Origin of the sequence: Citrobacter sp. RHB35-C17 (genome assembly GCF_013816795.1) — a bacterium.
Taxonomy (GTDB): Bacteria; Pseudomonadota; Gammaproteobacteria; order Enterobacterales; family Enterobacteriaceae; genus Citrobacter_A; species Citrobacter_A amalonaticus.
Genome location: NZ_CP057150.1, coordinates 2,320,811 through 2,340,132 on the forward strand (window position 1 = coordinate 2,320,811; position 19,322 = coordinate 2,340,132).

The 19,322-nt window shown below is 55.1% G+C and carries 14 protein-coding genes; 8 read left to right on the plus strand and 6 right to left on the minus strand.

Translation table 11 applies throughout. The annotated features are described in order from the left end of the window. Positions 1 to 353: 353 nt before the first annotated feature. Positions 354 to 1,895: a PAS domain-containing methyl-accepting chemotaxis protein gene (locus tag HVZ37_RS10980; protein WP_058588085.1), complete on the plus strand. Its 1,542-nt coding sequence runs from the start codon at positions 354 to 356 to the stop codon at positions 1,893 to 1,895. A gap of 228 nt (positions 1,896 to 2,123) precedes the next feature. Then, on the plus strand, positions 2,124 to 3,566 hold the full coding sequence (ansP, locus tag HVZ37_RS10985; protein ID WP_044328709.1) for an L-asparagine permease: 1,443 nt from the start codon (positions 2,124 to 2,126) through the stop codon (positions 3,564 to 3,566). A 35-nt stretch (positions 3,567 to 3,601) separates the two neighbouring features. Here ansP and HVZ37_RS10990 read toward each other — a convergent pair whose 3' ends face one another. Continuing rightward, entirely contained in the window at positions 3,602 to 4,663 is a 1,062-nt protein-coding gene (locus HVZ37_RS10990; RefSeq protein WP_181628439.1) for a YncE family protein, read from the minus strand. Between the two features lie 263 nt (positions 4,664 to 4,926). Between HVZ37_RS10990 and pqqU the strand changes: the two genes are divergently transcribed. Further along, positions 4,927 to 7,047 carry a TonB-dependent receptor PqqU gene (gene pqqU / locus HVZ37_RS10995; RefSeq protein WP_181628440.1) on the plus strand — a complete coding sequence of 707 codons (2,121 nt, stop codon included), beginning with the start codon at positions 4,927 to 4,929 and terminating at the stop codon, positions 7,045 to 7,047. Between the two features lie 56 nt (positions 7,048 to 7,103). On the opposite strand, the gene HVZ37_RS11000 is transcribed toward pqqU, so the two are convergent. The 3 genes from HVZ37_RS11000 to HVZ37_RS11010 form a co-directional block, all read right to left on the minus strand. Next, positions 7,104 to 7,769 carry a GntR family transcriptional regulator gene (locus HVZ37_RS11000; protein WP_044257905.1) on the minus strand — a complete coding sequence of 222 codons (666 nt, stop codon included), beginning with the start codon at positions 7,767 to 7,769 and terminating at the stop codon, positions 7,104 to 7,106. A 236-nt stretch (positions 7,770 to 8,005) separates the two neighbouring features. Beyond that, positions 8,006 to 9,043 (minus strand): NADP-dependent oxidoreductase, encoded by a 1,038-nt coding sequence (locus HVZ37_RS11005; protein ID WP_044257903.1) that lies wholly within the window; start codon positions 9,041 to 9,043, stop codon positions 8,006 to 8,008. A 57-nt stretch (positions 9,044 to 9,100) separates the two neighbouring features. Next, a complete protein-coding gene (locus HVZ37_RS11010) occupies positions 9,101 to 9,676 on the minus strand; it encodes an XRE family transcriptional regulator (protein ID WP_043000658.1) in 576 nt (191 codons plus the stop codon). A 37-nt stretch (positions 9,677 to 9,713) separates the two neighbouring features. Between HVZ37_RS11010 and mddA the strand changes: the two genes are divergently transcribed. Further along, positions 9,714 to 10,232 carry an L-methionine sulfoximine/L-methionine sulfone acetyltransferase gene (gene mddA / locus HVZ37_RS11015; protein WP_043000657.1) on the plus strand — a complete coding sequence of 173 codons (519 nt, stop codon included), beginning with the start codon at positions 9,714 to 9,716 and terminating at the stop codon, positions 10,230 to 10,232. Then, positions 10,229 to 10,678 (plus strand): DMT family transporter, encoded by a 450-nt coding sequence (locus HVZ37_RS11020; protein ID WP_043000656.1) that lies wholly within the window; start codon positions 10,229 to 10,231, stop codon positions 10,676 to 10,678. Before mddA ends, HVZ37_RS11020 begins: the two co-directional genes overlap by 4 nt. 90 nt (positions 10,679 to 10,768) lie before the next feature. On the opposite strand, the gene HVZ37_RS11025 is transcribed toward HVZ37_RS11020, so the two are convergent. Together HVZ37_RS11025 and HVZ37_RS11030 are read right to left on the minus strand one after the other, a co-directional pair. Beyond that, positions 10,769 to 11,002, minus strand: a complete 234-nt coding sequence (locus tag HVZ37_RS11025) for a YdcY family protein (RefSeq protein WP_043000655.1) — start codon at positions 11,000 to 11,002, stop codon at positions 10,769 to 10,771. Between the two features lie 9 nt (positions 11,003 to 11,011). Further along, entirely contained in the window at positions 11,012 to 12,610 is a 1,599-nt protein-coding gene (locus HVZ37_RS11030; RefSeq protein WP_181628441.1) for an ABC transporter substrate-binding protein, read from the minus strand. A gap of 259 nt (positions 12,611 to 12,869) precedes the next feature. On the opposite strand from HVZ37_RS11030, the gene HVZ37_RS11035 reads away from it, so the two are divergent. Genes HVZ37_RS11035 through HVZ37_RS11045 form a run of 3 tightly spaced genes read left to right on the plus strand, consistent with a single transcriptional unit; the run spans position 12,870 to position 19,304 of the window. After that, entirely contained in the window at positions 12,870 to 14,171 is a 1,302-nt protein-coding gene (locus HVZ37_RS11035) for an SrfA family protein (RefSeq protein ID WP_130097068.1), read from the plus strand. A gap of 4 nt (positions 14,172 to 14,175) precedes the next feature. After that, on the plus strand, positions 14,176 to 17,157 hold the full coding sequence (locus HVZ37_RS11040) for a virulence factor SrfB (RefSeq protein WP_181628442.1): 2,982 nt from the start codon (positions 14,176 to 14,178) through the stop codon (positions 17,155 to 17,157). After that, positions 17,154 to 19,304: a virulence factor SrfC family protein gene (locus HVZ37_RS11045; protein WP_181628443.1), complete on the plus strand. Its 2,151-nt coding sequence runs from the start codon at positions 17,154 to 17,156 to the stop codon at positions 19,302 to 19,304. The genes HVZ37_RS11040 and HVZ37_RS11045 overlap by 4 nt, the downstream gene beginning before the upstream one ends. Positions 19,305 to 19,322: the final 18 nt, after the last annotated feature.

Here is a 19,322-nt window from a genome sequence, read left to right on the forward strand (position 1 = left end):
GGCATGGCTTTCTCACCGTTCTTCCCGTCTGCCCCCTACGAAAATTAATAGGTCTGTAAAACTTATGATGTTAACCGTAATTGCACAATCATATTGTCTTTTTGTCATTTTTTTATCGGTCAGGTTTTACTTAAGGGAGCACGCCTACCTTCACAGGTTACGCAGATGTATTTATTTTTCATTTTAATGACATCACAGTTTAATTAAAGCCTGTAAATTTCATTTTAAATACTTTCGCCATTCTTATGTTTAGTAGAGAATGCAGCATTCTAAATACATCAATCTTTATTATCCGTCAGCCCAGGCTGACGGACTTTTGTGTTTATTCCGCACAGCATCACCAGGAGTCTTTCATGAGAAGTAACATCCCTGTTACACAGAAAGAGTATTTACTTAACGAGAAAACGACGCTGTTATCGACAACGAATACGCAAAGCCATATTACCTATGCGAATTCAGCGTTTATCGACGCCAGCGGATTTGGCGAAAATCAACTGATGGGCGAGCCGCACAATATCATCCGTCACCCGGATATGCCGCCTGCTGCATTTGCCGATATGTGGTTTACCCTGCAACAGGGCGACAGCTGGACCGGCATGGTCAAGAACCGCCGTCATAACGGCGATCATTACTGGGTTCGCGCCAACGTCACCCCCGTCTGGCATAACGAACAATTAACCGGATACATCTCGGTACGCACCGTTCCCGCGCGACAGGAAATTGAGCAAAGCGAGCAGCTTTATCACAAGATAAATAATAACAATTTCAAGGGGCATCGTTTATTTAAGGGAATTATTATCCGTCGTGGCGTACTGGCCTGTTTGTCGGCATTTAAATGGTTGTCCATCCGTCAACGTGTCAATTATGCTATCGGTATCAGTCTGTTTCTCGCCTTGGGTATTATTTTCTTAGCCATTAATCCGCTTATTCAGGCAGGTGCATTTACCCTCTTATTTTTGCTGCTGGCTATTTACCTTAAGTATCAAATTTGTCATCCGGTTAAACAGATCCTGGCCCAGATGCAGAAAGTGGTCGCCGGGCGCAAACCCGACAGCATTCATTTAAATCGTGTCGATGAACTGGGGATGATGATGCGTCTGGTTAATCAGGCCGGATTAAATCTGAATTCACTGGTGGATGATGTAAGTACGCAAATTGCCGGGATTCAGGAAATCAGCAAGCGCGTCAGTCAGGAAGGCACGGCGTTGCATAAGCGTTCCGAAGAGACCTCGGCCAATCTACAACAAACTGCGGCAGCCATTGAAGAGATTGGCAGCGCAGTACAGCAAACGGCGGATACCGCCGCACAAACCATGACGATGGCGGACAGAACCAGCGCTAACGCCAGCGAAGGGGGCGATTTTATGAAGCAGACGATCGGCATGATGCAGTCGATTTCCCGTGATAACGGGCAGATCGTTGACATCATCGGCGTGATCGACAGTATTGCTTTCCAGACCAATATCCTCGCGCTTAACGCAGCGGTCGAAGCCGCGCGCGCCGGTGAGTCCGGACGTGGGTTTGCGGTCGTTGCCGCCGAGGTGCGGAATCTGGCGCAACACTCCGCGTCGGCAGCCAAAGAGATTACCTCGCTGATTGAGAAGAACGTCGCCAACGTTAATGCCGGCGTGAGCATGGTTGAGCAGACGGAAACCCATCTGACCGGGATGATCGAGGACGTGTTCCAGATGTCGACCATGATCAGAGAAATTGGCCTTGCGACGCGTGAACAAACCCAGGCGCTGGAACTGATTAACGATTCGATCTCCCGCATCGGCACCATGACCGATAACAACGCCGCAATGGTGGAAAGCGTCAGGGATGCCGCTGGCAGTCTTTCCAGGCGCTCCTCACGCCTGCAACAGGCGGTGAGCGTCTTCGGCACCTCCGTCTGATCCCCCTCCCGCTCTGCCTGTTCAGAGCGGGATCTCACTTCAGTTCTGGTTGATTATTACGCAATCTGACCATTTTAAATGGACTATTTTGCACCGTTTATTATTTGCAGGTAGGATGCTCCGCCGGTGGTGTTATCCCTACCCAGAATGACGGGAAGCATCACCCGCGTCGCGCCGGGGAGTTGCGGCAAAAGGTTCGATTTATCAGACAGGTAAACAGGTAACGTAATGAATACACAAGAAACAACGGTGTCGGAGCAGCACGCGGCGAAACGACGCTGGTTGAATGCCCATGAAGAGGGGTATCACAAAGCAATGGGCAACCGCCAGGTCCAGATGATCGCCATCGGCGGCGCCATTGGGACCGGATTATTTTTGGGCGCCGGTGCGCGCCTGCAAATGGCAGGCCCCGCGCTGGCGCTGGTCTATCTGGTCTGCGGGATCTTTTCATTCTTTATTTTGCGCGCATTGGGCGAACTGGTTTTACACCGCCCTTCCAGCGGTAGCTTCGTGTCGTATGCCCGTGAATTTCTCGGTGAGAAAGCCGCCTACGTCGCGGGATGGATGTACTTCATCAACTGGGCAATGACGGGTATCGTCGATATCACCGCCGTCGCGCTGTATATGCATTACTGGGGGGCGTTTGGTGATGTTCCGCAGTGGGTTTTCGCCCTTGGCGCGCTGGCGATCGTCGGCACCATGAACATGATTGGCGTGAAGTGGTTTGCGGAGATGGAGTTCTGGTTTGCACTGGTCAAAGTGCTGGCCATTGTGCTCTTTCTGGTGGTCGGGACGATTTTCCTCGGCTCGGGTAAACCGCTGGACGGTAACGCCACCGGTTTTCATCTGATTACCGATAACGGCGGATTCTTCCCCCACGGCCTGCTGCCGGCGCTGGTGCTGGTACAAGGGGTGGTCTTTGCCTTTGCGTCTATCGAACTGGTGGGAACCGCCGCCGGTGAATGTAAAGATCCGCAGACGATGGTGCCTAAAGCCATCAACAGCGTGATCTGGCGTATCGGCCTGTTCTACGTCGGTTCTGTAGTACTGCTGGTGCTGCTGTTGCCATGGAACGCCTATCAGGCGGGACAAAGCCCGTTTGTGACTTTCTTCTCGAAGCTCGGCGTGCCTTACATTGGCAGCATTATGAACATCGTCGTGCTGACTGCCGCCCTCTCCAGCCTGAACTCCGGCCTCTATTGCACCGGGCGCATTTTGCGTTCGATGGCGATGGGCGGATCTGCGCCAAAATTCATGAGTAAGATGAGTCGTCAGCATGTGCCCTACGCGGGAATTCTGGCGACGCTGGCGGTGTACGTTGTTGGAGTTTTTCTCAACTATCTGGTGCCATCGCAGGTCTTCGAAATCGTGCTGAACTTTGCGTCACTGGGGATCATCGCTTCATGGGGCTTTATTGTGGTCTGCCAGCTGCGTCTGCGTCAGGCAATCAAAGAAGGAAAAGCCGCCGATGTCAGCTTCAAACTGCCTGGCGCGCCGTTTACCTCGTGGTTAACGCTGCTGTTCCTGTTGAGCGTGCTGGTCCTGATGGCCTTCGATTATCCGAACGGGACATGGACCATTGCTTCCCTGCCGCTGATTGCCATCCTGCTGGTCGCCGGTTGGTACGGCGTGCGTAAGCGAGTGGCGGAAATACACCGCAACGCGCCATAAACAACAAGGCCTGCACACGGTGCAGGCCTTTTACTTTACAGGGCGATGCGAATCACATCATCCGGTTCAGTGGCTTCTTTCTCACGCGTAGATTTCTGCTTCACGCTTACGTACAGCGTTTTGCCATCGGCGGACAGCGCCAGGCTGTTCGGGAAGGTTGGCGTATCAAACGTTTTCACCACGTTGTAACTCTTCGCGTCAATCACGCTCACTTTACCCGCCTGACGGTGCGTGACGTACACTTCGTTACGCGTTGGGTTGAACAGAACGGCCAGCGACTCCGGCGCCGCGACTTTCGCCAGCACGTTGCCGTTGCGGGTATCGACAACCACCACTTCAGCCGCTTTTGAGTCGGTCACAAATGCGCGATGACCTGCTGTATCAAGGCTCAGGTTGATGAAGAAGTGCTCTTTGCCATCCTCCAACAGTTTTTTACGGCTGAGGATCTTGTTGGTGGCAGTATCGATAGTAATGAATTCGCCATCGGCATTGGTGGTGTACAGACGTTTCGCCTGGCTGTCGATCGCCAGGCCCGCGCCCATTTTACCGGTATTCTGGATCGTCTCTTTCAGCGCAATTTTTTCGCCATCCACCACCCAAATCACGCTCTCTTTACCGAGACCGCTGATATAGACCGTATTGGTCGCTTCATCGACAACCAGCTCACGCGGCTGCAGCGGACGTACCTCTTCTGAGCGCTTACGGGCGTCGAGAACCAGTCGCCCTTTCACTTCACTCGTTTTCGCATCAATGGCCGTCACCGCACTGTTGACCGTGTTGCCAAACCACAGCGTCTGGGTCGCATTATTGATGGTGGCACCAAACGGTTTGAGATCGTTGTGGATAACCTGCGTGACGTCCAGCGTCACCGGATCAAGACGATAGACGATACCGCCCTTGTCCAGTTTGCGGCTTTGCGAGGTCGCCAGCCACAGGGCGTTTTCCTGCTGGCTGAAGGCCATTTCGTAGGCGCCTTTGCCCACACCTTTACGCAGCAGGTCTTCTGCAGCCTGAGCGCTGAATGTAGAAGCAACCAGCAGTGAACCTAACAGCAATGAACCCCGCAGACGCGGCGAGAACAGATGACGAAAATGCATGACGACTCCCTTTGATAAATAGCTATTTTGCTGCTTCACATCGCTTCAACGAGCAACATCCTGGTATTGCTCTTGTTTATAGATGGGAATGGTAATCATTATTCATGTGAATGTGGAGCATTTATTCGCATTCTGGCTACAATCTTCTTAATTTCCTCATTAATTTTTAACGCATCGTGCCGTTAAAATTTTCAAATATTTACAAATCCATTAACATAGAACTTACATACCTCTGGGTACGTTCAATTTAACTGGCCTTTTTCATGAATATTATTTCCACACGACATATCGCAGTACCCGCACTTTTTCTCCCGCTTGTGTTCTCATCGTCGGTTATGGCAGATGAGGCTGGCGATGACCAGACAATGATCGTCAGCGCTTCACCCCAGGCGATATCAGAACTGGATACCCCTGCAGCCGTCAGCGTCGTTGACGGTGAAGATATGCGTCTGGCCGCGCCGCGCATCAACCTGTCGGAATCACTGACCCGCGTGCCGGGACTTCAGGTGCAAAACCGGCAAAACTATGCGCAGGATTTGCAGATCTCGATGCGTGGGTTCGGCTCCCGATCCACCTATGGGATCCGCGGCATTCGTCTGTATGTGGACGGCATTCCGGCGACGATGCCGGACGGTCAGGGGCAGACATCGAACATTGATCTCAGCAGCGTACAGAACGTTGAAGTGCTGCGCGGTCCCTTCTCTGCGCTATACGGTAATGCTTCCGGCGGCGTGATGAATGTCACGACCCAAACCGGTCAACAGCCGCCGACGATAGAAGCGAGCAGCTATTACGGTAGTTTCGGGAGCTGGCGTTATGGGCTGAAAGCCACGGGCGCGATGGGTGATGGTACTCAGACGGGCGACGTGGATTACACGGTCTCCACTACCCGTTTCACCACCCACGGCTATCGCGATCGCAGCGGCGCGCAAAAAAATCTGGCCAACGCAAAACTGGGCGTACGTATCGATGACGCCAGCAAGCTGAGTCTGATTTTCAATAGCGTCGATATTAAAGCCGACGATCCGGGTGGTCTGACTGAAGCGGAATGGCGGGCGGACCCTCAACAATCCCCCCGCGCTGAACAATACAACACGCGCAAAACCATCAAGCAGACCCAGGCCGGATTGCGTTATGAACGCCAGCTCAGCGCGCAGGATGACATGAGCATCATGATGTACGCCGGAGAGCGCGAAACCACGCAGTATCAGTCGATACCTATGGCGCCACAGCGTCGCCCCTCTCATGCGGGCGGCGTGATCGCTTTGCAGCGCCATTACCAGGGTATCGACAGTCGCTGGACGCATCGCGGTGAACTGGGCGTCCCCGTAACCTTCACCACCGGTTTGAACTACGAAAACATGAGCGAAAACCGCAAAGGCTATAACAACTATCGACTGAACAATGGCGTACCGGAGTACGGTCAGAAAGGCGATCTGCGCCGCGATGAACGTAACCTGATGTGGAACGTGGATCCCTATCTGCAAACCCAGTGGCAACTGACCGACAAACTCTCGCTGGATGCTGGCGTGCGCTACAGTTCGGTGTGGTTCGATTCCAACGATCATTACGTCACGCCAGGCAATGGCGATGACAGCGGTGACGCCAGTTACCATCAGTGGTTACCTGCCGGTTCGCTGAAATACGCCTTAACCGACGCCTGGAACGTCTATCTCGCTGCGGGCCGGGGCTTCGAAACGCCGACCATCAACGAGCTTTCTTACCGTGCAGACGGGCAAAGCGGGATGAATTTTGGTCTCAAACCTTCAACCAACGATACGGTGGAAATCGGCAGCAAAACCCGGATCGGCGATGGATTGCTGACGGCGGCGCTTTTCCAGACCGATACCGACGATGAAGTGGTGGTTGATTCCAGTAGCGGCGGACGCACGACCTATAAGAATGCCGGGAAGACGCGCCGCCAGGGGGCGGAGCTCGCCTGGGATCAACGCTTTGCCGGAAACTGGCGGTTCAACGCTTCCTGGACCTGGCTGGATGCCACTTATCGCAGTAACGTGTGTCGCGACCAGAACTGCAATGGCAACCGAATGCCCGGCATCGCGCGGAACATGGGGTTTGCTTCGCTGGGCTACGTGCCTGATGAAGGTTGGTACGCAGGAGCCGAAGCGCGCTATATGGGCGATATCATGGCTGACGATGAGAACACCGCCAAAGCCCCGTCTTATACTGTTGTCGGCCTGAATACCGGCTATAAATTCACCGTCAGCAGCCTGACGGTGGACGTGTTCGGTCGTGTCGATAATCTGTTCGACAAAGAGTATGTCGGCTCAGTTATCGTGAATGAATCGAATGGCCGCTACTACGAACCGGCGCCAGGACGAAACTATGGTGTAGGTATCAATCTGGCCTGGCGTTTTGAGTAAAATCGATTATTCATAACGTACTAGCGGGGATATTCTCCGCTATATTTAAGCCAGGCTTAATGATGGTACTGTTGTTTAATTATCGCTACATTTTTATTGATAAGGTCAATTAAACAATGACGGCTGGCGTCTTTATTTCCCGCCGCCATCGCATTCAGCAATTCCTGATAATGCCCGACGTTGTGTTGATAAGCGTCATGCTTCGCCCTGTCATAGAGAAAATGCAGACTCGGCCCCATGCGTACCCAAAGCTGTTCGATCATTTCGACCAGGGTAGGCATATTCGCAAACTGATAGATTTTGAAGCGCAGCGCCCGGTTTGCCAGCAGGCGATCCTCGACCGTACCGCTCTCGTGGGCCAGCTGATAGTCCGCCAGAAGCGCTTGCAGAATCTCCATCCGCTCCGCCGTCACCTCGTCCGTCGCCGTCATTACCGCCATGCCTTCAAGCTCGCAGCGGATGTGTATGATTTCGCTAAACCGCGTCATTGTAATATCCGGAACCATAAAGGCTTGTGCAGGCGCGATAGCCAATGCGTTTGCGGAGACCAGGCGTAATAGCGCTTCCCGAACCGGGGTGATACTGATCCCCAGCTCCTGCGCGATATTTTTAGTGATTAGCCTGGTGCCAGGACGTAATGCGCCAATGCTTAATTTGTCTTTTAGCCCTCTTTCAACTTGCGTGGTCAAACTTATATGTTGCGTTTTTTCCATACCAGGCATTCTGTTTCTTCACCTCATAACATAGCCAATCGCAATTAAGCTAAATCGCCTAATTGATATAAATATCGCCTGGTTTAAAAAATGTGAAACGTAATGAATAGTACTTTACCCGCGTTTTATTAACAGCGCCGACAGATTATTCGTCGGTTACGCGGTGATATATACCCTAAATAATTAAAGCTGGAATTTAAAAATTTGCCCATTTTTTTATGGCGGCTCTCGCCGCCAGGTATGGTTTACGCGTCGTCGGCGAGGCGTATCACCACTTTACCAAAGTTTTTACCGGTCAACAGGCCGATAAAAGTTTGCGGCGCGTTCTCCAGTCCGTCGGTAACCTGCTCACGATAATGGATTTTCCCCTCTTTCACCCAGCGTCCCATCTCCTGCTGGAATTCGTGAAGACGATGTCCGTAATCCTGACCGATGATAAAGCCCTGCATACGGATCCGTTTTTTCAGCAGGGTCGCCATCAGCAGCGGCAGTCTGTCAGGCCCAGCCGGTAAGTTTGTCGCGTTATAACCGCTGACCAGACCACAAAGAGGAATTCGCGCCGAGGTGTTCAGTAACGGCAGCACGGCATCAAACACTTTCCCGCCCACGTTTTCGTAGTAGACATCAATGCCTTGCGGGCAGGCTTTCGCCAGTTGTTCAGCAAAATCGCTGGCATGATGATCCAGACAGAGATCGAAGCCCAGCACCTCGGTAGCATGACGGCATTTTTCCGCTCCGCCAGCCACGCCCACCACACGACAACCCTTCAGCTTACCGATTTGTCCAACCGTGGCGCCGACAGGCCCCGTGGCGGCCGCTACGACCAGCGTCTCGCCCGCTTTTGGCTGGCCGATGTCCAGTAATCCCATATAGGCGGTGAATCCAGGCATCCCCAGCACGCCGAGCGCCCACGACGGATTTTCAGGATTGTCTCCAAGCTTCACCAGCCCCGTGCCGTCGGAAATATCGTAATCCTGCCAGCCGCTGTAACTCAGCACCCATTCACCCGGTTTATAATCGGGGTGATTTGACGCCACCACACGACTGACGGTGCCGCCCACCATCACTCCGCCAATCTCCACCGGCGGTGAGTATGACGGCTCATCGCTCATGCGCCCACGCATATACGGATCGAGCGACAGATAAATGGTGCGCAGTAAAACCTGGCCTTCACCAGGGGTGGCGACATCGTCCTCTTCCAGACGGAAATTCTCTGCCACCGGTGCGCCATGGGGTCGGGATGCTAATACCCAGCGACGATTACGGTGTGTTTGTTGAGCCATGATGTTCTCCTCTGCTTTTAGCATGAATCCATCAATAGTAGCAGGCCGCGGCGGTCATTAACTCCCGGCCTGGTTTAAGCGCACAACGAGGTAAACACAGGGTTGCGTCGTCTCATTGATAAAACGACAGTCATTCGGCGGCCCCAGTTCCAGGCAGTCACCCGCCTTCATCTCGTGGCGCGTGTCACCTTCCATAAACACCAGTTCGCCCTGCTGCAGCCAGATCAGTTGCCGGGCCTGAACATACGATGAGGCAGGCATCGGGATATCGCTGCCCGCCGGCAATTCAATTTGCACCAGATCGATCGGCAAATCGCTGCGCGGCGACACATGGCGGCGCAGATAGTGGCTTTGCGGGTCGTGCCAGACGGGCTGATCGGCGAAACGGGACAGTTTGCCCTCCTGCATTTCAGCACGGGCAATCAGCGTGGACATACTGATGCCAAACGCCCCGGAGAGCCTGCCAAGCAGCGTCGCCGTTGGACTGCTTTCACCGCGTTCAATTTTGTGGATCATCGCGCGCGACACACCCGCCCGTTCAGCCAGATCGGTGAGCGACCAGCTGCGGGATTCACGTTCAAGGCGAATTCTTGCGCTGATCCGTTGATTTATGCTGTCTTCAATAGTATTCATATCGTAATACTATAGTGTACAACCCCTGAGGTTCAACATGTCTATTCGATTCGCCAGCAAAGAGGACTGCGCCGCCATCGCAGAGATCTATAACCATGCGGTGCTGCACACGGCGGCCATCTGGAACGACCAGACGGTCGATACCGATAACCGCATCGCATGGTATGAGGCACGACAGGCGCTGGGTTATCCGGTACTGGTGAGCGTGGAAGGTGACGTTGTCACGGGATATGCCTCCTTTGGGGACTGGCGTAACTTTGATGGCTTCCGCCATACCGTCGAACATTCGGTTTATGTCCATCCGGATCATCAGGGAAAAGGGCTGGGACGCCAGTTACTGAGCCGGTTAATCGAAGAAGCTCGCCGCTGTGGTAAGCATGTGATGGTTGCCGGTATCGAATCGCAAAACCACGCCTCATTGCATTTACATGAAACGCTCGGGTTTAACACCACAGCGCAGATGCCGCAGGTAGGCACCAAATTTGGTCGCTGGCTGGATCTGACCTTTATGCAGTTGCAGCTTGACGATCGCCACGAACCGGACGCGCACGGATGAACCAGTCGCTCACCCTCACCTTTCTGATCGCCGCTGGCATCGGCCTGGTGGTGCAAAACACTCTGATGGTGCGGATTACGCAGACCTCATCGACCATCCTGATCGCTATGTTGCTGAACTCGCTGGTCGGAATTGTGCTGTTTGTCAGCATTCTGTGGTTCAAACAGGGAATGGCGGGATTTGGTGAACTGGCCGCCAGCGTGCGCTGGTGGACGCTGATTCCGGGTCTGCTGGGCTCGTTTTTCGTTTTCGCCAGCATTAGCGGCTATCAGCATGTGGGGGCTGCGACCACGATTGCGGTGCTGGTCGCCAGCCAGCTCATTGGCGGTCTCGTACTGGATATTTTGCGCAGTCACGGCGTCCCGCTAAGAGCCTTGATCGGCCCGGTCTGCGGCGCAGTGATGCTGGTGGTCGGCGCCTGGCTGGTGGCGAGACGCCAGTTTTAATGCCTGATGGCGCTACGCTTATCAGGCCTACACATATCCATCGCCATAGGCCAAGTCAGCGCAGCGTCATCCGGCACTACAGAGACTAAATCAAAGGATCGTGCCGCCTTTCGTGAGTTGTTCGCGACGCGCTTCCATATCTTCCTTATGCTGACGACCGTGATGCGCAATTGCGGTTCTTAGCCGCTGCTGCTGCGTGTAGCGATCGTCACGGCTTAACTGCGCATCATCGCTCAGGGCTATCAGCAGTTCATTCATATGGGTAATGACGCCCTCATCAATCGCGGCATCGACACGGGCGCTGATCTCATCCAGGTGCGACATAAAAACTCCTTAATTCAGTTTTGCTTTCGAAAAATCACTGCCCATCAGGCTGACGCTATAACCGGTCACGTTGCTGCGCGTGGCGTAGAACGTTTTGCCGTTTGCCAGCGCAATCCACGGCACCTGCTGATAATAGATCTCTTGCGCCTGCTGGTAGAGTTTCACACGCTCTTCCGGCTTGCTGACCCGCTTCGCTTTCAGGACCAGTGAATCATACTCCTTATCACACCAACGTGCGGCATTCGATCCGGTTTTGATGCTGTTGCAACCCAGCAACACATCGGCAAAGTTGTCCGGGTCGCCGTTATCCGACATCCAGCCAAACAGCGCGCTGTCATGTTCGCCTTTACGCATACCGGAAAGGTATTCGCCCCACTCGTAAGAGACAATCTTCGCCTTCACGCCCACTTTTGCCCAGTCGCTTTGAATCATCTCGGCAATGCGTCGCGAGTTTGGGTTATACGGTCGCTGCACCGGCATCGACCAGAGGGTGACTTCAAACCCATTTTCCTGCCCGGCCTGTTTCAGCAGTTCTTTCGCTTTTTCCGGGTCGTATGCGTAATCCTTCAGTTCCGGGTTAAAACCCATCATGTTCGGCGGGATCGGGGATTTTGCCACTTTCGCCGAATCGAGGAAAACGGCCTTCACAATCGCCTGTTTATCGGTGGCGTAGTTCAGCGCCTGACGCACCAGCACGTTATCAAACGGCTTTTTCTCGGTGTTGAAGGCCAGATAACCGACGTTGAGCGCCTCAACGGCATGCAGCGTCAGGTCTTTATTATTTTTGATTTCGTCGAACTGTACTGGCGATGGCGCCGGGATAATCTGACATTCGTTGGTTTGCAGTTTCGCCATTCGCGTCTGCACGTTTGGCGTGATGGAGAAGATCAGATGCTTTGTCGGCACCTCGCCGTCCCAGTAATTTGGATTTGCCAGATAGCGAATTTGCGAATCCTGCTTGTACTGCTGGAGCACGTACGGCCCGGTACCAATCGGCCAGTTATCGACGTTTTCCGGTGTCCCTTTTTTCAGCATCGCGTCGGCGTATTCCGCCGAGAGGATCGAGGCAAAATCCATTCCCCAGTCGGCAAGAAACGCCGCATTTGGCTCGTTCAGCACAAACTGTACATGGTAATCATCGACCTTTTTCACCTCTTTAATCAGCTTATCGAAACCGACGTCGTTGAAATACTCATAGCTGCCCTGCGACACATTGTGGTACGGATGCGTGGCCTCTTTCTGGCGTAATACTGAGAAAATGACGTCATCGGCGTTGAAGTCGCGGGTCGGCTTGAAGAACTTGTTGCTGTTGAACTTCACGCCCTGACGCAGCGTAAAGGTGTAAGTTTTGCCATCCTCAGAAATGGTCCAGTCCGTGGCCAGCGACGGTACCGGCGTGTTTTTTACCGGGTCAAAATTGATCAGCCGGTTGTAGAGCACCTGCGAACTGGCGACAAACGACGGGCCAGAGCTGGCAATTTGCGGATTAAAGGATTCTGGCGAGGCTTCCGAGCAATAAACAATCGTGTCGTTATTTGCCGCAAACGCGGCTCCGGTCGGTAGCACTGCACTGAGCGCCAGTGCGAGCAGCGTTTTCCCTGTGGACATGATATGAACCTTCATCGTTATTATTGAGGGGGTTATAGGAGCATAGATTAAGAAAACTGAAAAATAACAAATCCGTCTCAGGTTATGCGAATCCGCGCATTTTTGTTGGATCTTTCGCCACAGAATTTCCGTTAAGGCTTTTCGAAAACGTCAACGCCTCTATGCCCAGAAAATTCACCCCTTTTTGCCTCTCTTCCACCGTTTGCCTGAGCCACGAATCCGTAAAGTAGATGCGTGAAAAAGTCTTAGGGACCTTATCGTGGCAAAAACACTCTTGCGCAGCGGCAATCTGGATGATTATCAGGCCGTCGGCGGTGGCGGCCAGGCCGTCTTTGATTCAGCACTACAAATTCGTGAAACGCTCCGTCTGCGTAAACAGCAGGCGATGGTAGATTGTCTCGCCATTCCACAAGTCAACGACAGCGGCGATCGGGTTGACTGGTATTCCCCCCTTGAAGGCGTAGCCGTCGCGTGGAAAGCCGCCGATGAAGAGGCTCGCCTTCGCGCCCTGCGCTACCTTTCCGCGACGCTGGAAAGCGCTGCATCGCTGAGCCGCAAAAGCCTGCAGTCCGGGAAGACGTCACTGCAACTGTTTGGTTCGCTGCTGGAAAAGGCCGTCCAATTTCCTGGTGAGAATCACGTTTTTCTGGTAGATGGCAAGCCGGTCATCACCTTTTGGGGATTTATCAATCTCAATGAGAACATCCGTGAGGAGGTACTGGAATGCCTGCGTATCCAGGAAGAACCCGAACCGGAAATTCACATTGAACCAGAACCTGTCGAAGAGCCCGCGCCTGAAGTGACATTTGCCCAAGCGGATGAACCGCTGCTCTCTACGCCGATCGTACCGGTCAGCGAGCCTGACCCCGTGATTGCACCGCAGCCGGTTCCCGCGCTCGCGGAAGAAAAGGTGATGCCTGTTGCGGTTAAACCGTCACGTCGCCTGCCGCTCTGGAGTCTGCCCGTCGCCGCAGTGATCGTTGCCGCCATTGCCGCCCCGCTGCTGTGGAAAGCGCAGACACCCGCCATTGCGACGGAAGTGGTCAATGCGCCGCAGCCGGAAATGGCGCCTCTGCCAACGCTCACCGTCGCGCTGCCGCTGCATCAGGCAGAGGTCATTGCACCAGTGAAAAAAGAGAAACCTGCCGATGAGCCGGTGGTGATTGCCGCGATCCCGAAAGACGCGCTGGTGATGGATGCGAATCAGATGAAGGCTGGTACTACGCGCTTTCTCAACGGTAACTGGCGCGTCATGGTGGACGTGAAAGATCCCGTCACCGGTAAAGCGCCGTCTCTGCGTTACCAGATCCAGAACAATAAAGGCACGGCGCGCGTGGTTCACGGCGATAACATCGTCTGCCGCGCGGACCTCTTCTCAGGGCTGCATCAGAGCGGGGAATTAATGATTAAGAGTCGCGGCAATGCGCGCTGCACCGACGGTTCACGCTATCCAATGCCGGAAATCACCTGCAAAGCCGGGACTCATGATGTCGCCGTTTGTACCGCCCGCTTCGATGCGAAAGCCGCGATCCCGTTGACGTTCAAGAAGACAGGGGCCTGATTTTATGCTGGTGAATTTGTGTGATTACAAACAGAGCGTCACGCTCATCGCAAACAGCGGCGTGCAGTTTCTCGATTTCGGGCTGACGCCGCAGGAATCCGCGCATCATGGTCGCTTCGTGCGTAAAACGGCCAACGGTCCCCTGCTGCGTCTGGATTACGACCTGGCGAATGGTCGCTATACCCTGCCTGCGCGACCGGGCTCGCAGCCGGAAGTGGTAAAACCGGAAAGTACGCAAACGCTGCATTATTCCCTGGAGGTTCTCGACGGCATCTGGCTGCCGCTGCCGTTGCTGCGTTTTAATCCGCCGCGCACCTTCGTTGAAGGGCCAGACAACTGGGCGCGCGTTCAGGTACGTAAGCTTGCCGAACCCGACAGCGCGGGCAACACCCATCGTGTGACGCTCGCGCTCGATAGCCAGTTGAGCGAGAATGCCCCCGCCTCGCTTGCGCCCGGCGAAAACGATCTGCTGAACGGCACCCGTTTTGCCCTCGCCTGGCGCGATGATGAGATCGCCGATTTTCTCGATCAGACCTGGATTGACGGCTGGCTACGCGAGTCGTTCCTCAACCACGTCAGCCAGCAGGAAAACCGGACTGAGCAGGCCATCAGCCTGGCGCTGCGTAACTTTGAGTATCAGGCGCACTGGCTGAACCTGCTGACGCTACTGGGTGAACAGCTCGCCGTACCGGAAGTCAAACTGGTGACCCACACTCTCAGTACTCCGGCGATCCCGGTTGATTTGATTCTGGATGTCGGTAACACCCATACCTGCGGCGTCTTGATTGAAGATCACGGCGACGCCAATGACGGGCTGCGCCAGACGGCGGAACTGCAGGTCCGTTCGCTCAGCGAACCGCAGTATCTCAACGATCCGCTGTTCACCAGTCGTCTTGAATTTTCAGAAGCCCGCTTTGGTAAACAGCATTTCTCGGTCGAAAGCGGCCGTGAGGATGCGTTCATCTGGCCGTCGATTGTGCGGGTCGGTGACGAAGCGCGCAAGCTGGCGATGCAGCGTACGGGGACGGACGGTAACAGCGGCATTTCCAGTCCGCGCCGCTATCTGTGGGATGAAACGCCGGTACTGCATGACTGGCGCTTCAGCCAGATGAACAGCAAAACCCAGCGCGAACCGCTTGCCACCGCCTTTCCGCTGATGAACCTGATGAACGACGATGGACAGCCGCTCTACTCGCTGCCGCAGGATGACCGTCTGCCGGTGTTTTCGCCTCAGTACAGCCGCAGTACGCTGATGACCCACATGCTGTGTGAGATCCTCGCCCAGGCGCTGGGACAAATTAACAGTGTCGCAACCCGACTGCGTCTGGGTTTCCCGGCGTCCCCACGTCAGTTACGCTCATTGATCCTCACACTCCCTTCGGCGATGCCGAAACAGGAGCGTGAGATCTTCCGTCTGCGCATGTTTGAAGCGATAGCGATTGTCTGGAAAGCGATGGGCTGGCACCCGCAGGATGAAGATTTCAGCACCCGCAAGCAGCAGGAAAAAAGCGTGGTTCCGGTGCCAGAAATTCAGATGGAGTGGGACGAGGCCAGCTGTGGTCAACTGGTCTGGCTGTATAACGAAGCCATTTCCCATTACGCCGGACGCAGCGAAGCATTCTTCAACACCCTTGCCCGCCCGGATCGCCTGCCTGAACCTGGCGAAACGAAAGGCCGGGCGCTGCGCGTGGCCTCGATTGATATCGGCGGCGGCACCACCGATATGGCGATTGTTCACTATCAACTGGACGACGGCGTCGGCGCCAATGTGAAAATCACGCCGCATCTGCTGTTCCGCGAAGGTTTTAAGGTCGCGGGCGACGACATGCTGCTGGATGTGATCCAGAAATGCATTTTACCGGCCTTGCAAACCCGGCTGCAGCAGGCGGGAGTGACGGATGCCGCCGCCCTGCTCGCCACGCTGTTTGGCGATTCCGGACGCATCGACACCCAGGCCGTTTTGCGACAACAAACGGCGCTTCAGCTCTTTATGCCGCTCGGTCACGCGGTCCTTTCTGCGTGGGAGAAGAGCGACATTAACGATCCGCTGGCCGGACTGCACGCTACCTTTGGCGATCTGCTGAACCATCGTCCGACCCGCAACGTGCTCAATTACATTCAGCAGGCGATTGATCACGCTCTACCGTCGGGCTCGCCGACGTTTGATCTCTTTAGCGTCCCGTTACAGGTGCAGTTCAGCCAGTTACAGGAGGCGATGCTGGCAGGTCAGTTTACCCTGACGTCCCCACTGCATGCGGTCTGCGAAGCCATTTCACATTACTGTTGTGATGTTCTGCTGGTCACCGGCAGACCGACCTGTATCCCGGCTGTTCAGGCGCTGATCCGCCATCTGCAGCCGGTTCCGGTCAACCGCATGGTGTGGATGGATAACTACCGCGTCCATGAATGGTATCCGTTCAGCCAACAGGGACGCATCGGCAATCCGAAATCCACCGCCGCAGTCGGCGCGATGCTGTGCAGCCTGGCGCTGGATCTGCGCCTGCCGCGCTTTAACTTTAAAGCCGCTGATATTGGCGCCTACTCGACCGTGCGTTACCTCGGCGTCCTCGACAATACGGTGAATACGTTGCGTGAGGAAAACGTCTGGTATCAGGATATCGATCTTGATAAACCCGGGGCGAAGCTCGACACCCGCGTGCACTTCCCGCTCCGCGGTAACGTTACGCTCGGTTTTCGTCAACTGGCGAACAGTCGTTGGCCCGCGACGCCGCTGTATACGCTGAGCATTAACGCCGCCGATCTGGCAAAGAATATCGCCGGTGACGGCGTGTTAAATGTGCGTTTGCAACTGCGCGGCGGCAACAAAGAGACCGGCCCCGAGTCGTTTGTGCTGAGCGATGCGTGGTTACAGGACGGCACGCCGGTGGCGGCGAATGCCCTGACTTTAAAACTGAATACCCTGGCTGACCGCCGACACAGCGGCAGCCATTACTGGATTGACAGCGGGAGCGTGTACCTGAAATGAGCAAGATGTTGAATACCACTCAGGCCGCGATCGCGTGGGTTAACCGTACCCGACAGCATGCCGTCACGCTGGATGACGAAGCGGATGCGCTACTGGCCCAACTCAACCGCGCAGCCGCCACCGAATCCGCGCTCAATGCCGCCCGACACGATCGCGCCAGCATTGGACTTTACGGCTACTCGCAGGCGGCGAAAGCACATCTCCTTGCCGCGCTGTGCAGCAGCGGCAACGGTAAGGTCAATGTCATAACCCCGGACCGCAGCTTTGACTATTTCAGTCATCTCAACCCCGGACACGCGCCAACTAATATGACGCTGCGCTTTACACGGCAAAAAAATCTGCCGGATGACGAGTGGCCGTTACGCTTGCGGCTGGTTACGGAAGCAGAACTGGTGCAGATCTTCATCACCCAGGCCTGCGCGCAGCCAGCGTACCGGCAGGTGGAAAAAGCGATTATCGAATCGCGTATTGAAAAGTGGCAGTCGCTGCGTCAGTTGCACCCGGTTCAGGGCGTGACGGCGCAGGAAGTCGCGACCATTGCCCGCTTCTGGCAGCGCTGTATCCCCGCCTCACAACAGCAAATTGATGACGCGCTGTGGCACCAGTTTGCCCTGCTGCTGCCGACGGTCGATCTCTCAACCCGTGCCAGCGCCTGGTCGTTGCTGTGGGGTGAACAGCCAGAACTGACGCAGCAGTGGCTGCAACTGGCGCAGGTCCTCCAGCAGACGGGTCATGCCGGCGAAGTCGCCGCGCCGCTGAGCCTGTTGGTCGATCAGTTTGGCTTACCGTCTGAAAATTTTATCACCCAGGAATTTCTGGCCTCGCAGGAGGCGCAAAGCGATGTGGTTGTCCATCCGATAGTGGATGAGAAATTACTTAATGCCGTCAGCCTGGCTCAGGCATCGCTGGCTCTGCTGACCCGCGAGATGGTACTGAGCGTCGAAGAGTGCGTACTCGATAACGTCGATCTGCTGGATATTCCGCTTGCGCCGCTCAGTCACCCGCAGCCGCTCTGGCAGGCCAAACTCGGCTGGTTGTTGGAGCATTACCGCCAGCAGTTACAGCCCGATGTGTTGGTCATCTGTAACGCCACCGCCACCCGCACACAAACACCGTCTACGGCCAGAATACTGCTCAACTGGGTGCACGATACACAGCCGACGCGCGAGACCGCGTTGCCCGGCGTGGTATGGGCCATTACGCCGCAAGATGCGCGCTTTACAACACAACAGAATCTTGATGAAGCGGTGCAGCATCTGATGGGAAAACCAGGCCAACACTGGGGCACCCTGCAGGCGCTGGACAAACACAGTCTGCTACGCCTGATCGAGTGGCTGTCGCAAGCCACTTCAGCCCCGCAACGTCAGGCACGCCTGGAGGCGCTGAGCGAACAGCATCAGCAGCGCGTTCGTGAACTGATGTTTGCGCAACCTGCTGAAGCGCTCAGTGCGGAAGCGGTGGTTCGCCAGCTACAGCAACAGGCGGCACATCACGGCGATCTGCTTGATGGTTTGTTACCAGCGGTTCAACAGTTTGAAACCCTGCTCCGCATTCAGCAACCGCGTGAAGAGCAGGTCAGCGGTTTATTCAATGAGACCATTGACCTTTTCGCCGAAGTCCGTGATACGCCGCAGCCGTCAGAGAACAAGGAGACGGGCTATCAGGCGCACCGCCTGTGGCTCAACCATATTCGCCAGTGGAGTCGCGATGACAGTCAGGCGCAGCGTTTAGGGTTGACGCCCGCTACGCTGCGTCAGGTCGTCGACATCCTGGCGATCACCAGCTATCGCCTGCAACTGCCGCAGCAACTGCAACAAATATTGCAGCGTGAAGAGGTTTGCGGCGCTCAGTTGCACGCCTGCATCGCCAACTTTATTGCCTGGATTGGCTATGCCGAAGTGGCAGAAACAGAGCGACCCGCCAGCCGAATCGCTAAAGGAACGGCAATTTTCAGCGCGGTCAAACGCCAGCCGATGGCGCGTCTGACGCATCTGGAAGAACAGCCGGTGCACGCCGCCAGCCGCTATGTTTATGACTGGCTGGTTGCGCTGTATACCCGGGCAATGGAAAACAAGGGATATCAGCATCCGCAGGAAGTGACTGAAGCCGACCGAAAGGCACTAAACGCGCTGCTGGCAACGGTTTGAGCGTTCCGCCGGAATGGA

What these genes read in the sequence shown, in the direction of transcription:
- HVZ37_RS10980 (WP_058588085.1), top strand. Translation starts at nt 354, where the DNA reads ATGAGAAGTAACATCCCTGTTACACAGAAAGAGTATTTACTTAACGAG.
- ansP (WP_044328709.1), top strand. Translation starts at nt 2,124, where the DNA reads ATGAATACACAAGAAACAACGGTGTCGGAGCAGCACGCGGCGAAACGA.
- HVZ37_RS10990 (WP_181628439.1), bottom strand. Translation starts at nt 4,663, where the DNA reads ATGCATTTTCGTCATCTGTTCTCGCCGCGTCTGCGGGGTTCATTGCTG.
- pqqU (WP_181628440.1), top strand. Translation starts at nt 4,927, where the DNA reads ATGAATATTATTTCCACACGACATATCGCAGTACCCGCACTTTTTCTC.
- HVZ37_RS11000 (WP_044257905.1), bottom strand. Translation starts at nt 7,769, where the DNA reads ATGCCTGGTATGGAAAAAACGCAACATATAAGTTTGACCACGCAAGTT.
- HVZ37_RS11005 (WP_044257903.1), bottom strand. Translation starts at nt 9,043, where the DNA reads ATGGCTCAACAAACACACCGTAATCGTCGCTGGGTATTAGCATCCCGA.
- HVZ37_RS11010 (WP_043000658.1), bottom strand. Translation starts at nt 9,676, where the DNA reads ATGAATACTATTGAAGACAGCATAAATCAACGGATCAGCGCAAGAATT.
- mddA (WP_043000657.1), top strand. Translation starts at nt 9,714, where the DNA reads ATGTCTATTCGATTCGCCAGCAAAGAGGACTGCGCCGCCATCGCAGAG.
- HVZ37_RS11020 (WP_043000656.1), top strand. Translation starts at nt 10,229, where the DNA reads ATGAACCAGTCGCTCACCCTCACCTTTCTGATCGCCGCTGGCATCGGC.
- HVZ37_RS11025 (WP_043000655.1), bottom strand. Translation starts at nt 11,002, where the DNA reads ATGTCGCACCTGGATGAGATCAGCGCCCGTGTCGATGCCGCGATTGAT.
- HVZ37_RS11030 (WP_181628441.1), bottom strand. Translation starts at nt 12,610, where the DNA reads ATGTCCACAGGGAAAACGCTGCTCGCACTGGCGCTCAGTGCAGTGCTA.
- HVZ37_RS11040 (WP_181628442.1), top strand. Translation starts at nt 14,176, where the DNA reads ATGCTGGTGAATTTGTGTGATTACAAACAGAGCGTCACGCTCATCGCA.
- HVZ37_RS11045 (WP_181628443.1), top strand. Translation starts at nt 17,154, where the DNA reads ATGAGCAAGATGTTGAATACCACTCAGGCCGCGATCGCGTGGGTTAAC.